Origin of the sequence: Leeuwenhoekiella nanhaiensis (assembly GCF_002744755.1) — a bacterium.
GTDB lineage: Bacteria > Bacteroidota > Bacteroidia > Flavobacteriales > Flavobacteriaceae > Leeuwenhoekiella > Leeuwenhoekiella nanhaiensis.
Window position 1 is genome coordinate 14745 of record NZ_KZ319288.1, and the last position, 17136, is coordinate 31880.

The following is a 17136-nucleotide window of genomic DNA, read 5'->3' on the forward strand; positions in this document are numbered from 1 at the left end:
AAATGAAATACCTAATGCTACTTGCCTTAATGGTGACCTTTGTTGTTACCGGGCAGAATAAACCAAATATCTTAATCATTCATACCGATGATTTGGGGTATCACGATCTAAGTTTTACAGGTTCGCAATTGTATGATACGCCTAATATCGATGAGCTGGCTAAAGAATCGGTTTCCTTTTCAAATGCCTACAGCAGTTATCCGCGTTGTACGCCTTCCCGATATGGAATGATGACCGGTACCTATCCCGTAAATGAAGATAAAGGCTATTTGGGCGGAATTGATGAATCTAAAAATTTTGTACGCCAGTTTAAGAATGCCGGTTACAGCACCTTTTATGTGGGCAAATGGCATTTGGGAGATGAAGAAAGCAGTCCGGTAGGTTTTGGTTACGACCGTTCTTATGCTGCGGGAGAAACCGGTGGTATTCACACGCGATTCTATCCCTTCAATTCCGAGAAAATACAAAAAGGAGATAAAGCTCCGGTACCCAATGTTAAAGAGGATGGTAAACCCGGAGATTATGTTTCAGACCTGATGACTTCAAAAACTTTAGATCTGATTAAAACCAGTCCAAAAGGAAAACCCTTCCTGGGAGTTTTGGCTTTTTATGCAGTACATACGCCAATTGAGGCTAAAAAGGAGGATATCAAGCGCAATAAAGCCCAATTGGAAAATATCACTTTTGACGGTCCCGGTTATATTGAAGAAGGTGGCGGCCGTCGCAAAATGCATCAGGATGATCCGGTATATGCGGGTATGGTAGAAAATGTAGATGAGAATGTAGGACGAATCTTAAAAGAGCTTAAAGCAATGGGTATTGACCGAAATACCATCATTGTATTTTCATCAGACCACGGCGGTTTAAGTAATGACGGTAACAAGCGCGAGCGTCACCTGGCTACTTCAAATAATCCACTTAGAGCCGGAAAGGGCTGGTTGTATGAAGGCGGAATACGTGTGCCTCTATTTGTAAAATGGGCAGATGAATTGAAACCGCATCAGGATGATAAATCTATTGTTTTAGGCATGGATGTATTTCCAACCCTGTTTGATCTGGCAACCGGTAAAAAAGTGGCTGGCATAGATGGGATGAGCTATGCCGAAGTTCTAAGAGGAAAAGACACCTGGGAAGATCGCACCGTTTTCTGGCATTCCAACAAAGCGAGACCCCATTCTACCGGAGATCCTAAAACTTCTGCGGTACGCAGCGGTGATTACAAATTGCTACAATTTAAAGATCATACCGAACTCTATAACGTAAAGGAAGACATCAGCGAAACCTATGATCTAAGTGAGCGGGAATCCAAAAAAGCGAAAGAGCTTTTGAAATTGCTTAAAGACTGGAAAAAGGAATACTTGGTTCCCGAAAAAATGGATATGTGGAAGAATCACCGCAAAGCGGAAAAGGCCGACAAATAAAAGCAAACAGCCGGGATGAAATTCAGAGTCGTATATGTTTTGTTAGTAGCGGGTTTGCTAAATACCGCTTGTAAAAGCGCAGGAGATCAGCCCATAACTGATGCGGCTTCAGCTGCTAAACCTAACATCCTGATTATTCACGTAGATGATCTGGGTTACCATGATTTAAGTTTTACGGGTTCCGAGATTTACCAGACGCCAAATATTGACCGTTTTGCCAAAGAAGCTGTGGTATTTACTAACGCTTACGCCAATTATCCGCGTTGCGTGCCCTCGCGGTATGCGATGATGACAGGTGGTTATCCCATTAAAGACGGTGATGTGCCTGATGATGGTTTTGAAATGAATACTGTTTCTGATACGAAGAACTACATCAAGCAAATAGATGCTTCCGGTTATCAGACTGCTTATTTCGGAAAATGGCATTTGGGGGGTGGTGCTAACAATCCTCAGGGATTTGGATTTGACACCTCGGTTGCTGCAGGAGCAGCAGGCTCGCCTATGAGTTACCTGTATCCCATAAATACCCCAAAAGGTAAGGGGCAGCCTAAAAAAGAACCCATCCCAGATGTAGATGCGCTCGAACAGGAAGGCGATTACCTTACCGATTTATTGACCAATCAGGTTTTAGACTATATTAAAAACAGAGATACGAAGCAACCGTTTATGGCAATGCTTGCATTTTATGCCGTGCATCAGCCTATTGAAGCTAAAGAAGCCGATACGCAACGCAATCAGGCAGAGATTGCTGCTCACGATTTTGGTAACCTGCCCGAATACATTGAAGAAGGCACCGGGCGCACCAAAATGCGTCAGGACAATGCCGAATATGCCGCGATGGTTGAAAATATGGATGCTAATGTAGGGCGTATTTTAAAGTTGCTTGACGAACTCGATCTGGACGAAAACACTTTGGTGCTGCTGTCTTCAGACCACGGCGGTCTTTCTAATGACGGGACCAAAAAGCGCCAGTTGGCGACCTCAAATTATCCGCTGCGGGCAGGTAAAGGCTGGCTGTATGAAGGGGGAATTAAGGTTCCGCTTTTTGCACGCTGGAAAACTAAACTACAACCCCATACTACAGACCGGCTCACGCTACTGATGGATGTATTTCCCACGTTGCTTGATCTCACTCAGAGCAAAACATTAGAAACAGACGGGCAGAGTTTTTTACCCGCTCTTCAGGGTCGGGAATCTGAAGCAAATCGCATGGTGTACTGGCATTCGCCCAATGCCCGTCCTGCAAATACCGGTGATACTCCGTCTTCAGCTATACGGGTGGGTGATTATAAGCTGATTAACTGGTATAAAGAAGGCCGTTTTGAATTATACAATCTCAAACAGGATCCTTTTGAACAAACAGATTTAAGCAAAACAATGCCTGATAAAGTAAATGAATTGGCACAGGCCCTTAACGACTGGAAAGCAAACTTATAAATGAAACACATAATCCTCTATTTTCTAATCCTTCTGAATTTTTCAGCCTTCGCTCAGCAAACTGTGCCGGAAGGTCGAAGTATTCTCAAGGCAGAACGACTTCAATTTTTAAAAAACAATAACAAAGAAGGAAATGTTTCGGTAGCTGAAGACGCAGATACGCTTGAAGTTCTTTTTGAAACTATTGAGCAACCCAAATTCATTTACAATCTGGCCAGCCGTTTACCTTTGGAGACTGAAAATTTTAAAGCGGGTCGCGTATTTCTGGTTTCTTTTGATGCATTGACTGAGAAATCAAGCGAAGAAACCGGGGAAGCGAAGCTTCTCATTCAGCTGAAGCAATCAGACAGCTATAAAGACAATCTCGAACATTCGATAAACATCAGTTCGCACTGGCAGCGTTATTATCTTCCGTTTGAGTCAACCCGTAACATTTCAAAAGATGATCTTGCCGTAGTCTTGCAATATGGCTTTTCTCCGCAATCCTTCCGCCTTAAAAATATCAATGTGGAAGTTTTTGATCCGGGAACAGCACTTTCGGCCTTGCCAAAAACTGCAATCACCTATGCCGGGATGGAAGCTGACGCGGCCTGGCGTAAAGCAGCAAATGACCGTATCGAGCGCATCCGTAAGGGTCACTTTCAACTGAAATTTACAAAAGACGGTAAACCTGTACCTGCCACCGATGTCGAAATCAGTTTGGTACGTCACGCATTTCCCTTTGGAGCAATGCTCCATGCTGATAGTGTTTTGAACAATCCGCAACTCTACGACCGTTTTAAAGATGCCTTTTCACTCACGGTGCTGGGTAACGATCTTAAAATAAAACGCTGGGCCCGCAAAAGCAGCCGAAAAAATACGCTTAATACCTTAACGCTGCTCAATCAGGATGGCATCACGGTAAAAGGTCATGTCCTGATGTGGCCGGGATTTCAGTACAATACCGATGAGGTAAAGGCTAATAAAAACAATCCCGAAGCCGTAAAGAAGATCGTTCGGGAGCATATGTATAGTATTCTCGATGCGACAAAGGTCAAAATTTCGCATTGGGATGTGGTAAACGAAACCTATACCAATAAAGATTTTCAAAACCTGATGGGCGGAGAAGACTTTCTCTATGAGGCCTTTGAGATAGTTAAGGAACGTGCGCCTGAGGTACGCCGGTTTACCAATGAATACGGTATCATCAGCAAGGGAGGTATAGACGAGCAAAAGCAAAAATGGTATTATGAGTATATCAGGCGGGTAGATGCTCATGTGCCCGGTGCCGTGCAGGGCGTAGGCATACAATCGCATATGGGCAGCGATTTGACACCGCCCGAAAAAGTCCTGAGCATTTTGTCTTACTATGCGACTTTGGGTAAACCCATAAGCATTTCTGAGTTTACCATGGATGTTCAGGAGCCTGAAATTCGTGAGCAATATACCCGCGATTTTATGCGGGCAGCATTCAGCCATCCCAATGTTTCTGAATTTATGTTCTGGGGCTTTGAGGAAGACGACAACAGGAAGGTTGACATCTATAAGCAGGACGGAAGCGTGGGCGCTATGGGAAAAGCCTATTTTTCACTGATACGCGAGGAGTGGCATACCGAGCTCAAGGCAAAAACAAATGCCGAAGGATTACTGGACGGACGCGGTTTTTACGGGCTCTATTTTTTTAAATTGAAACATAACGGGAAAGAGCTGATAGGTACTTTTAAAAACCTCCCGGGAATGCCTAAAGAATTAGAGATTCAATTGTAACCCTACGGAATCTTTTTTATAGGATACATTACTAACGTCACCCCAATAAATTTTTAACCAGATGAGATTTTTTGCTCTTTTAACGGCGCTAACACTAATCGCTTCCTGCAAATCGCAGACTGAAACACCAGGTGAAGAAGTTTCTGCAATGCAACGGCCCAATATTTTGTGGATTGTAACCGAAGACATCAGCCCTACATTGTCTATGTATGGCGATTCTACCGCACAAACACCTAATCTGGATGCGCTGGCTAGAGAGAGCTTGATTTATGACAAGGCTTATTCGGTAGTTGGGGTTTGTGCCCCATCACGCTCGGCTATCGTTACCGGGATGTATCCTACAAGTCTGGGAACTATGCATATGCGTACCGGTCGAGATATTCAATCCTGGGGTACACGGGAGTATAGCAAATCTGTTGGTCGGGTAGACCTGGCGGGGGATTCGATTAGGGAGTACGCTGCGGTTATTCCGGAATATGTACGCGGCTTTCCCGAATACCTGAGAAAAGCAGGCTATTTCACCACAAACCATCAAAAAACAGACTATCAGTTTGCTATTCCGGTTACGGTTTGGGACCAAAACAGCAACGATGCGCACTGGCGCAATCGGGGAGAAGGGCAGCCGTTTTTCTCGGTCTTTAATTTTGACGTAACCCACGAAAGCAAAATCTGGAAAAATGCCGATTTACCGCTAACTGTAAATACAGACAGCGTGCCTTTACCGCCGTATTATCCCGATACCGAAACTTCTCGCACCGATGTGGCACGCAATTACAGCAACATCGAATTGCTTGATAAGCAGGTAGGTAAACTCATCGCTCAGCTTAAGGAGGATGGACTATACGACAACACCATCATTTTCTTTTACAGCGATCACGGCGGACCTTTACCACGCCAAAAACGCGAAATCTATGAGAGTGGCCTCCACGTGCCGTTTATGGTCAAAAACGTCAGCGGAACCACCGGTCGAACCGATCGGTTGATTTCTTTTGTGGATTTGGCACCAACGGTGCTAAACCTTGCCGGTGTTGAGATTCCCGATTACATACAGGGTAAAGCCTTTATGGGAGCGCAGGATGAAGCGCCCCGGCAATATGTCTTTGGAACTTCAGACCGTTTTGATGAGATCACCGACCGTTCGCGGGCAGTTTTTGACAAGCAGTATGTGTATGTGATGAATGATTTTCCGGAAAAAACCTGGTATAAGGACATCAGCTACCGCTTGCAAATCCCGATGATGCAGGAATTACTGCAATTATATAAGTCTAAAGGCTTAAACGAAGCCCAGGAAGCCTGGTTTAACACTCGTACTGCCGATGAGTTGTACGATGTGAATGCAGACCCACATACTATGAATAACCTGATTGACGATCCCAAATATGCTGAGGTACGCAAGCGTATGCGCGCAGCCTTGCTGGAATTTAGAGATCAACATATGGATTATGGGATGATGCCTGAAGCCCAATTGATTGAGCAAATGTGGCCCGGTTTTGAACAACCCGTGACGGAAGCTGTAAGCCTGACTACCACAAAGACAAACGGAAAAACGGAAGTAAACCTTGCTTCAGAAACTCAGGGTGCTTCGGTTGCCTATATTCTTTCAGAAGGACCCATCACTAATCTGGATTTTAACAGCGGCTGGCAGGTGTATTTTGAGCCCATAGCGGTCAAAAAAGGACAGGTGTTGTACACGATGGCGCAACGTATTGGTTTCCGCGAAAGCGAAATAAAAAGCGAGCAGTTTTGATTCGAGTGGACTATAAATAGGCTTAAAGAACTATATGAATAAGACAGCTGCAAATTTGATTAATCTCATTAAAAAATGAAACTCAGCTATACTTTCTCTTGTTTACTACTTTGTATCAGCCTTGCCTTTGGACAGAAAAAAGCCGGTTACAAAGAGCAGTGGCAATTTCCTGCACCAGATTCTTCCTTTTATGTCACTGAAAATCAACAAAAGGAATTGTATGCTACAGAGGAGGAGATGAACTGGTTTAAAGATGCAAAGCTGGGAATCTTCGTACATTGGGGACCTGCATTACTCGAAACTAACGTGTTGAGTTGGGGAAGAAATGGGGAGAGACCGGGAGCCGGTAAACCTGCAAATAAAGGTATAGATCCCGATATCTATGATAATTTATACAAGCAATTTAATCCTGTAAATTTTGATGCCGATAAATGGATGCAACAAGTAAAGGACTGGGGAGCAGAATATATTGTCTTTACAGCAAAGCATCATGATGGTTTCGCTTTTTTTGATGCCCATAACACGGATTATACCATAATGCACACCCCATACGGCAAGGATATCTGCAAAGAGCTCGCAGATGCTGCTCACAAAGCCGGGGTTAAACTATTCTGGTACTATTCACAGCCAGATTGGGTGCATCCTGATAATTTACGAGAGAAGCATTACGAAAATTATTTGCCTTACATGAAATCTCATATTAAGCAGCTCTTCACTGAATATGGTAAGATAGATGGTGTTTTTTGGGATCATTTGGCCACCAAATACTGGCAATGGGATTCGTATCACGTGCTTAAGGATATGAAGTTTTGGCAACCGGGACTTATTAGCAATGCCCGTACAGGTTTTGATTGGCCATTAGCAGATCGTGGGGATTATGATACTCCAGAACAAAGCTTGGGTCCTATAGACCATCACAGGTACTGGGAAGCTTGTCTTACGATGACCGATAAATGGCTTTACAGCCCTAAAGGACCCATTAAATCTGCAGAGACCATATTAGGAATGTTGATTCAGGTTGCCGGTAACGGAGGTAATTTATTATTAAATCTTGGGCCTAATGGTAAAGGAGAATTTGTAGCCGAAGAAGCAGCACAGGCAAGGCGGGTAGGAGACTGGATTAAAGAATATGGGGAAACACTCAGAAATACCCGACGTGGAATTTATGTGGGCGGAGATTATGGAGCTTCTACGCAAGCAGGTGATACCCTCTATATTCACGTTCTTCAAAAATTCGCAACCAATACGAAACCAGTAATTAGCTTACCCGCTTTACCAGTTTCACTAAAATCGGTACAAGGTGTGACACCGGGCTACCAAGGATTTGAAATAAGCGATACTGATTTAAAACTGTATTTTGAGTCGGAAGCATTTAGCAGAAATATAGATAATATCGTTAAACTCGTACTGACCAAAAATCCAGAAAACCTGGAACGAATTAAAACCTGGGAAGCAAAAGCTATAGGTTCTGAAAATTTTCAAATAGAGGCTTCCTCTTTTGCTAAGTCAGGAAATGAACCTGAGGTAATTTATGAAGTGGAAGGAAATATTTTTAGCGAGGGTATTCATCTAAAATCCTGGTGGCAACCACATCAATCTGATCAGAATCCTGCTCTTAAGCTTCATTTAAATAAACCCAAACCCATCGAAACGGTTCTCATTAGTGAAAATATGCGCTCGCATTCTGTTTCAAAATTTGAGCTGCTTTCTAAAGACCAAAATGACAAATGGTCTACAATTTATACAGGAAATTACATAGGAGAAGGTTTGCGTATCAAGTTAAATGGGAATCCAGTTTATGGGATTCAACTGCGCATATTAGAATCGAAATATCAGACTCAAATAACCGCTTTCAATATTTATGAATAAGAGTTTCATTCATTTTTTAGTACTGTTTTCCCAAATGCTTTTGGCTCAAGATAAGCACAAGCCCAATGTATTGTTCATTCTTGCAGATGACCTTGGTATCAACGCCCTAAACTGTTATGGTAATCCTCTCGTTGAATCCACAAATATTGATAAACTTTTTAATGAAGGAATGCACTTTGCAAATGGCTATTCTAATGACCCAACCTGTGCGCCATCACGAGCAAGTATACTGTCTGGGCAGTATGTACCACGGCATAAAGTGTATCGCGTGGCAGACCGCTATAAAAATGACCCCGAAACGTTCAGAAATATGCGCTTTTTACCACCGCCCATAAATTCGGTAAAAGGTAGTGGTAAAGGCTTAAGTCTCGATAAAGTCACAATAGCCGAAACCTTAAAGCAGGCAGGTTACCTTACCGCATCATTCGGTAAGTGGCATTTAGGTAAGAATGAACTTCTTCCACAAAATCAGGGTTTTGACGTAGGCTATGAGATTACCGGGCATTATAATTTTAAAACAACTCCTCATCAAGAGGGAGTAGATCATTCAGCATATTCTTCAGATTTTATTACGCAACAAACCCTTTCTTTTATAAACCAAAGTGTTGAACAGAATAAGCCATTTTTCGCTTATGTACCGTACTATCTAGTGCATAAGCCTTTAGAACCTAAGCCCGAATACCTTTCTTATTTTAAATCGAAATACAAAACTGAGGATTTAGGAGTTGATGAAATTAAAGTTTTGGCCATGATAAAAAGCCTTGACGAAAACGTGGGACAATTGCTCAATGGTTTAAAGACTTTAGGTATTGAAGAAAATACAATAGTCCTATTTGTGAGTGATAATGGTCACTATCGCACCGAAGGAAATCTTTTTACCAAGCCTTATCGCGGTTCAAAGGGCGAGACTCTTGAAGGGGGAATACGTGTCCCTTATATTTTTAGATGGCCGGGTCAAATCAAACCCGGTTCGTCAAGTGCTCAGCCTATAATCCACGTCGATCTCTATCCAACAATTTTAGGTCTTACTGGAGTGAATACTCCTCAGAATTATATTTTAGACGGAGAGGACTTTACTCCCATACTCTATGGCAGCAGTCAAAAAAGCTTAAGAGATGCCTTAATTTGGGAGTATACCAATTACGCACGTTGGAGTGAGCGTAGTGAGACATTTGCTTCAAGCTGGGTAAATGTTATTCAGATGGATGGTTATAAAATGACCGAAGACATCGAAACCGGCAACTACACACTCTTTAATCTGAATACAGACCCTTATGAACAAAACAATGTTGTTTCCGAGTTCCCGGCGAAATTAAAAGAATTACAACAACGTCTGGAGCGCTGGAAAAATGAAACATCATACGAGAAACCGTTACGAAACCCGGCGTATGATAAAAAGTAAAAAAATATCAGGGCTGGTTTTTCCTTCAAAAGTTTGAGTTAGTATTATGCTTAATTCGCCTATATTGATTTCTGATAGGTATACTATTTCGTTATAGATTGGTACTTACGTATAATTTAAAAGTCTTTTTTTAAGGTATAAATAACTGAAATACAGTAAAATAAATCGGAATTACGCAAAACGAACCTATCCTGATGCTTTTTAAACCTTCTTCGGGCTTTGAATTAAGAAATTTGAATGTGTTCAATTAATACAAACGACCATTATGAACTTTAGATTTTTACTTATACTATCAATTTTTGCAAGCACTTTGTATTCCTGTGAAGACGAACTTATGCAGGAAACTAACGGTACCGCTGAAGTGTTTTTCACCATTTCGGAGATACGCGAAGTTGAAAACGCCAGTCAGGCTTTGGCCTTAAACATTGGTTTAGACAATCCGCTTCATGGTGGCGGTACGGTTGACGTATCGATTACCGGAGCAGATTACGGCAACGATTATACAACCAATGCCGGTAGCGCTAATTTTACGGTAGATATTGAACCGGGTACGCTGGTTTCTACCTTCACCATTTCGCCTGTAGATGATGAAAACATAGGAGCCAATAAGAATTTAACGATACAACTCAGTAATGCTACCGGTAGTTTGAGTTTAGGTGAGTCCACCCAAATCAATTTTACCATTTTAGATGATGATGATCCGCTGGTGGCTTTTGTAGATTTTGAAACCGAAACCGCAAGCATCACAGAGAATTCAACGAGTAACCTGGTTTTAAACTTCACTTTTGATCAGGTTACAACAAATGGAGGTAGCATAACTGTTAGTGGGTCTGGAGATGCAGTCTATGGGACCGATTACACCATAGCCGGTGAGGATGCTTCAAATTTTATAATTGATGTGCCTGCTGGGGCGACTTCGGCTTCCTTCGAATTAGTTCCTATTGATAACACGACTTTTGATGCCGATAAAATGGTCACTTTTGAAGTCATAGAGGTTTCAGGTGGTCTTTCAGTAGGTACTGTGAATACCATCGAAGTAACCATTGTGAACGATGATGCGGCGCCCAACCCGGTTATTGATTTTAGTAACGCAAACCCTTCAAGCTTTACTGAAGCAGACCGAACCGTTACGTTGAATTTTGTATTATCTGAAGCCACCTCTACTGAAAGTACGGTTACAATTACCGCAGGAGGGTCTGCCGCTATAGGAACTGATTATACCCTTAATGGGTCATCTACTGCGCCTTATGAACTGGTAATTCCTGCCGGAGCGACTTCTGCAAGCATCGATCTTGAACTGGTTGACGATACCGCTACCGAAGATGATGAAGAAATAACGTTGACCATAACCAATATTACCGGAGGTTTAGGCGCGGGAGTAGACCTTCAGCAACAAACGTTTACCCTGACTGATAATGATGCCGCCACCCCTTACAGTTTTGCGGAAGATTTTGAGAGTGGGTCGCCTCTGGCAGATCTGGGATTCCAGACTGTACTTATTGATCAGGACTTTAGTGCCAGCAAAGTCTTTGACACACACAATCGTGCCGGCGAATATCCTGCTCTTGCAGATGTGAGTGGTACTAGCGACTATGGTATACAAATCTTTTACCGTAACGATCAGGAAGGAAATGGTCTGTTAGATAACGCAACCATTACTCCTGTTCAGGAAGCCCAGGGAGCGATGAGCATTTCTTATGATGTGGCTTTTGTAACAGGGTCTAATAAGAATATCTCTGAGGTAACGCTCTACTGGTCTGATAGCTACACCGGTAATGGTACCTGGAATGAGAACGAATGGAATGCTCTGGAAACAGTTACAGCCGCTAGTTTAGAGGGAGAGGGGATAGGGCGTACACAATTTTCAAGAAGAGCATTCGATATAAATCCTTCAGCTAATTTTTACGTTGCGGTACGCATAAAACAGGAGGTAACCGATGCCAATAATGTGGTACAATGGCGTTGCGATAATTTTCAGGTAAACTCTAAGTAATAAAAGTATAAACCTCAAACCATGAAAAACGTTGTCAACATATTTTGGTTTCTTGTAGTGCTGCTATTATCCTTTGGATGTTCAACATCGGAATCTTCTGAATCTTTAGCAGATTCTAACGTTGAGGATGCATCTGCAAAAGCGAGAAACCAGCCTCAGGAACCCGCGTGTAGTGTTCCTGCTATTAATCCATTTGATATGGTAGCCCGTATGGGCAGAGGGATTAATCTGGGTAATGTACTCAGTGCTCCTGTTGAAGGGAATTGGGCTTTGCCTGTTGAGCAAACCTACTTTCAGGATGTTGCCGCAGCAGGTTTTAAAACGGTGCGTATTCCCATTCGTTTTGATACCTACACGACTGCCCTCGCAGATGTGAATTATGAGAATAATGGTGGAAAGTATATTGCTTCGCCTGATAGTTTTCAGGTTGACAGCGCCTATTTAGACCGTATCGAACAGGTTATCACCTGGGCTATGGGCGAAAACCTTATTGCAATAATTGATGTGCATGGGGATCACTGGTTCTGGGAAAGTTATGATGTGGGAAGTACGTATTACAAAACCGGTAATGAGCGTCTCGCTGCCGAAGATCGTTTCAGGGCGATCTGGAAGGCAATTTCTAACCGCTTTGCCTGCTATTCTGAAAATCTGCTTTTTGAAATTATGAATGAGGCGTATTTCTCTATGAGTGCTCAGGAAGTTGATTTTATCAATAGCGAAATGCTTCGTATTATCAGGGAGACAAACCCTACGCGTAACGTCGTTGTGACCGGTGGTGGTAAAAATAGCTGGGAAGCTCCTTTGCAAATGAATAACAGCTTTTTAAACAGCGATGAGCATCTTATTGCAACCTTTCATTATTACATTCCGTTTAAATTCACCAGTTCTTCAAAAGAAAATAACAATGTGTTTGACTGGGGATCTCAAACCGATATCAATTTAGTTAACACGCATTTTGATGCGGTTGAAAGTTGGGCACAAACAGTAAATAAGCCGGTGCTTTTAGGAGAATTTGGTGCGGATAACGTATGTGGTTTTAATTATGACACAGGGCAGTGCGGTGCTTTCGGTGGTCCCACTGAAGCCGCACGGGAAGCATACCACAGTTATATTGCAGATGCTGCACTGGCACGCGGATTTGCCTGCACCGTTTGGGACGCCGGGCATAAATCAAACAAGACCATTTACCGGGCCGATGATCGAAGCTGGGTAAATTCAGTAAAAAACGCAGTGCTTGGTATACAGGACTTTTGTACCGCATCACAGTTTATTGCCAATGCAGATATAGAATGTGGAACTGATACAGGTTGGTCTCTACTTGCCAAAAACGGCGCTGATGCTATTCTACAGTCTGCAGAGCCACAGGATGTAGCCCAGGGAAGCACAACTATAAATTTGCAGGTCAGCAGTACTGCAAATCTGAATGATGTCATCCTAAACAATACAACTAGTGCCGGACAGGAATGGGCTGGTAAGCGCTTACGCATAAGTTGCACCGCAAAAGCAGAGACGGCCGCTCAGGTATTTAAAATGCGTTTAAAGGCAACAGGAGTTACAGCAACCACCTACAACGGTTCACCTACGCTTAATCTCAGTAACGCGTACCAGACTTATAGTTTTGACTATGATTTACCTGCAGATCTTCTGGAAATTCAATTTCAATTGATTTGCGGAAGTCAGGCCGGTAATTACTGGTTTGACGATTTTACAGTAGAAATCTTGAATTAAATTAATAACACATTAAAAACAACGAATTATGAAAAAATTACTTTTTACCTTATTACTAATTGGCGGAATGAGTATTAGCGCTCACGCACAATCGGACAAGATCAAAGAAAAAGCAGCAGAAAAGACCGAAGAACTTAATGCACAGATTATTGCCGGAGATGCTTCACTGGCTTTGTCTGATGAACAAAAGGAGCAATTATCTGCCATTTATACCGAAATGCTTACAGCTATGAAAAAGGTGCGGAAAAACGACGGGGATCAGGAGGAAATGAAAGAGGCTCGAAAGGAATACAACAAGCGTATTTTTGGTGAAATATTGACCAAAGAACAGCGCAAAGCTCGCAGAGCCGGTAAAGATGAATAAGTTTGATTGCTTATATTTTTAATTGAAGAAGAACCTTCCGGAAACGGGAGGTTTTTTTATGCCCTAGTATCTTAGTATGGGGAAATGTAAATAGGAAATATAAAGGCACGTACTGATTACTTTGCTCTAAAGCGGCAGGGGAATAAGCAGGAAAAACCCGGCAATAAGGGACGGGTTTTAAATTTAGAGGTGAAAGGGAATTCTTTTAAAGATGTACTTTAAACTGATTGATACGCAATTGAGACTCACCTTTGTAGACTTCATATCCCAAATTAATTGATTTAATCCAGGCGTCGGATTTCGCCACTTTTGCATCGGCTAAATCCCGTTCCGCTTGTGGAAGGTTAGCGTATTGATAATAAGATTTACTCGCAGCAACAATATCTTTAACGTTGACCCGTACGAGTGGTGGTGTACCATTTGGTCCGTAAGGGATAAACTTAACGTGTACTTTTTCGTCTTTAGATCCCTGATTGGCAAAGAATTTATAACGTACAGCATAGGTGTAATCTTTCCCTTTGTATCTGATGACGTAAGGCTTGATACTTAAATCAGCATTGCGTGCAAAATACCAATAGGTGAGGCGTTCGGTAGTTTCAATTTTGGGATTGTCTTCAATACTATCATTAAAATTATGCGATTCGTGCATCACAACCAGATCATAATCCCGTAGGGAATTATCGGGTTCTGAGTCTGCAGTACCATAACTATCAAAAATAAAATTGATAGAGGCCATCCATTTATCTTCAGCGTCTAAGGCATTGGCCTGTGAAGTTTCAAACACAAAATTCATCGTAGCTGGAATGTCTTGGATTTGAACCGGCATTCCAACAGCTTCGGGGTCAGAAACATAATACGTACCTGAGGCTTTACTGCTACCTATCGTGATATTAGGGTAAGCGTCCATACCCGTACCACCGGCATCCACATAGTCTAAGACATAATTGCCACCCTGAGTTTCATTAAAATCTTCTGCTATGTAATACAGACTGCTAAAGCCGTCGTTCAAAGTCATTTTTATGAAATGGTTGGGTATGATTTGTTGAAATCCTGATACGTAAACGGCTGTCCGGGTTCCATTTCCTTTACGCAGTTCTGCGCTGTCCTGTTGCGTAACCATTTCTGAGCTTTCCAGACTTAAGTCTTCTTCAGGTTGGCAGGAGTAAATGCTAAAGATTCCCGCAACTATTAAAGGAAATTTCAATCGTTTGAGTGGTAATTTAATGTTCATAATAAAAAAGATTAGTTAATGAGATTTTTGATTCTAAACGAAAAGTTTTTGTATTTGCGGTTTAAATAGAAAAGCTGCCCTTTTTACCGGGCAGCTTTTTTTTTAAATCTAATGTATTACTGTTTTTCAACTGTAAGGTTATCAAAACGGAAACGGGTTCGATCCCGGTTTGAAGCCGTTTTGATGATATCTCCTTTGTAACGAACCAATAGATAGAATGATCCTCCTGGAGTGAAAGTAGCTTCTTTTACTTTCCACATTTGACCGCTGGTTCCCTGATCTGCCATTTCCTGAGCAGTTTCATCAGTTCCGGAAGGGTCGTTGGCCGGATCAAAGTTTCCGCTATCTAAGGCAGTAAAGTCGATAAGTGTCCAGTTTGTACCAAGATCAGGTTGTGAGCTGCCGTCATAGGTAGTAGAATACCAGTATTCAACCTGCTGGGTGTTTTCTCCGCCACCAAAAGTATACTGCATTTCCATAGTAAAGTCGATAACATCTGTTGCAGTAGCTGCAAATTGCGGACTTACGATTGCGTTATCAATCACATACGTATTTCCTATGGCTGTGTCATCAGTACCGGTGTTTGTACCTGCATTGAAGAAGAAATCCATTCCTGCATTTGAAACCGGTGCGGTACCATCGTTGATATTAGGTCTGTTTGCTATAGGGCCGGCATAGTTACCGGTATTACGATCTAAAGAAATGGTTTTTCCTATTTCTGCAGATTGAGCCGGGAATACGAAAGTTAAGTAGCTGTCATAAGGAGCAACAATACTTGTGGCATCATAAGCTTCAAAGTCTTCAATGTAAGGCAAGGTTAAACCTGAAGGATCAGTATCTCCGGGAGGTGTTGTTCCTGCATCTACCACTTCAAAAAGTGTTGGCTTATCATCTAAACCGCAGCCCTGATTAAATACAAAGGGATACACATCAGTAGCTCCTTCAAAAAGTGCTTTGATGTCAGCATCGGTAAAAACTCCCCGTCTGATTATTACGTTTTCAATATCACCGTAGGTATCCAGATTATCTTCAAGTGTCAATTCTAAATAATAAGAATCTTCCCCGCTCAAGTCTGGCATAGGCAGGCATAGAGGCGCACCCGCCGCGTTAGCTTCAGCAGCATACAATACGTTTCCCGTGTTGTCTGTCCCGGTCCAGATATTTACGCTAAAATTGGCATCATAGGTAGTACCAGCATCGCAATAGTTACCTTTGATGCAAAATTCAATTGCCTGGTTAGGGATGAGGGCGAAATAAATAGCACCATAATCAAGCAGATTACGATTGTCAAAACACAATACATCTACCGGCACATAATTATCTTCACCACCGGCTACTTCAAACGATAGAGGTAAAGCTTCCGGAACAAAGTTAGCCAGTTCGGTCTCTGCCTGTGGTGCAACCCAGATCGGATTGTCAGAAGCATCGTAAACGGCAAAATAGGTAAGGGAATAACTACCTGCACGTACGCTTAATTGCGTAGTTTCTACCGTAACAAACTCGGTAATACCATCTCCATCCTGATCAAAAGGAGTAGGGTTGATGTTTACTCGGAACGGCTCTGCCAGAGTTCCGACATTTTCGGGACCTTCTACAACGACCATTGCATAAGCCGGAGTTTCTCCAGAACAATCTGGAATGTCAGTCAACGGACCTTTTCCTTTTTTAGATTTAGTAACCAGATCTTGCAGAACGGTGCCAAAGTTTACCATTCCTTTGACTTCGCCCGTAGAGTCTCCATCATCTTTTGAGCAGGAAGTGAGCACCAATGCAAAAACTGCCAGGGTTAAGAAAGAACGTCTAAGTGTCTTCATAATTTTTAGTTTTAATTAAAAGTTGATTTACAAATTAAATGTTGAAGCTCCGGGTACAACGTTTTCGTAATGTGTTGCGATTTACACGATTCTTCGGTTACAAAGGTGCTTTTATCAGGTTTTAGAGAGGTCTAATTTTCGTCAGAAAGCGTTCAGGATTTGTCTATCTTTCAAAAAATCAAGCATTTATATGCGTTATTGGTACATTTAATATCAATTTTTTGAAATCTCTTTATTATGGATAAAACTGTTAGTTTTTTAGTTGAACTGAGCTATTCGGTTTAAAAAGGTTTAAAAATTGACAAAAAGCTACCGCTCATAATCAAAGGTCTTTGCTCTTCAGGTTTCGGTTACTACTTTTCGTTTCTGGTTAATTATGACCTT

General features: G+C 42.1%; 11 protein-coding genes. 9 read left to right on the forward strand and 2 right to left on the reverse strand.

Annotated features, from left to right (window positions below; all coding sequences use genetic code 11):
* Positions 1-2: 2 nt before the first annotated feature.
* The 9 genes from CJ305_RS03725 to CJ305_RS03765 all read left to right on the forward strand — a co-directional run bounded on the left by CJ305_RS03725 (position 3) and on the right by CJ305_RS03765 (position 13707).
* Positions 3-1421 carry a sulfatase-like hydrolase/transferase gene (locus tag CJ305_RS03725; protein WP_099644913.1) on the forward strand — a complete coding sequence of 473 codons (1419 nt, stop codon included), beginning with the start codon at positions 3-5 and terminating at the stop codon, positions 1419-1421.
* Between the two features lie 15 nt (positions 1422-1436).
* Positions 1437-2858, forward strand: coding sequence for a sulfatase (locus CJ305_RS03730; protein ID WP_099644914.1), 1422 nt, complete (start codon positions 1437-1439; stop codon positions 2856-2858).
* On the forward strand, positions 2859-4604 hold the full coding sequence (locus CJ305_RS03735; RefSeq protein WP_099644915.1) for an endo-1,4-beta-xylanase: 1746 nt from the start codon (positions 2859-2861) through the stop codon (positions 4602-4604).
* 61 nt (positions 4605-4665) lie between these two features.
* A complete protein-coding gene (locus tag CJ305_RS03740) occupies positions 4666-6351 on the forward strand; it encodes a sulfatase family protein (RefSeq protein WP_099644916.1) in 1686 nt (561 codons plus the stop codon).
* A gap of 75 nt (positions 6352-6426) precedes the next feature.
* Positions 6427-8220: an alpha-L-fucosidase gene (locus tag CJ305_RS03745; RefSeq protein ID WP_099644917.1), complete on the forward strand. Its 1794-nt coding sequence runs from the start codon at positions 6427-6429 to the stop codon at positions 8218-8220.
* Complete coding sequence (locus CJ305_RS03750; RefSeq protein WP_099644918.1) at positions 8213-9622, forward strand: sulfatase; 1410 nt, start codon at positions 8213-8215, stop codon at positions 9620-9622. The genes CJ305_RS03745 and CJ305_RS03750 overlap by 8 nt, the downstream gene beginning before the upstream one ends.
* A gap of 265 nt (positions 9623-9887) precedes the next feature.
* Positions 9888-11615 carry a Calx-beta domain-containing protein gene (locus tag CJ305_RS03755; RefSeq protein WP_099644919.1) on the forward strand — a complete coding sequence of 576 codons (1728 nt, stop codon included), beginning with the start codon at positions 9888-9890 and terminating at the stop codon, positions 11613-11615.
* A gap of 21 nt (positions 11616-11636) precedes the next feature.
* Positions 11637-13343, forward strand: a complete 1707-nt coding sequence (locus tag CJ305_RS03760) for a glycoside hydrolase family 5 protein (RefSeq protein WP_099644920.1) — start codon at positions 11637-11639, stop codon at positions 13341-13343.
* Positions 13344-13371: 28 nt separating this feature from the next.
* Positions 13372-13707 carry a hypothetical protein gene (locus CJ305_RS03765; protein WP_099644921.1) on the forward strand — a complete coding sequence of 112 codons (336 nt, stop codon included), beginning with the start codon at positions 13372-13374 and terminating at the stop codon, positions 13705-13707.
* 205 nt (positions 13708-13912) lie between these two features.
* Here the strand turns inward: CJ305_RS03765 and CJ305_RS03770 are convergent, their stop codons facing one another.
* A complete protein-coding gene (locus CJ305_RS03770) occupies positions 13913-14938 on the reverse strand; it encodes a hypothetical protein (protein WP_099644922.1) in 1026 nt (341 codons plus the stop codon).
* Positions 14939-15054: 116 nt separating this feature from the next.
* A complete protein-coding gene (locus CJ305_RS03775) occupies positions 15055-16752 on the reverse strand; it encodes a hypothetical protein (RefSeq protein WP_099644923.1) in 1698 nt (565 codons plus the stop codon).
* Positions 16753-17136 lie beyond the last annotated feature (384 nt).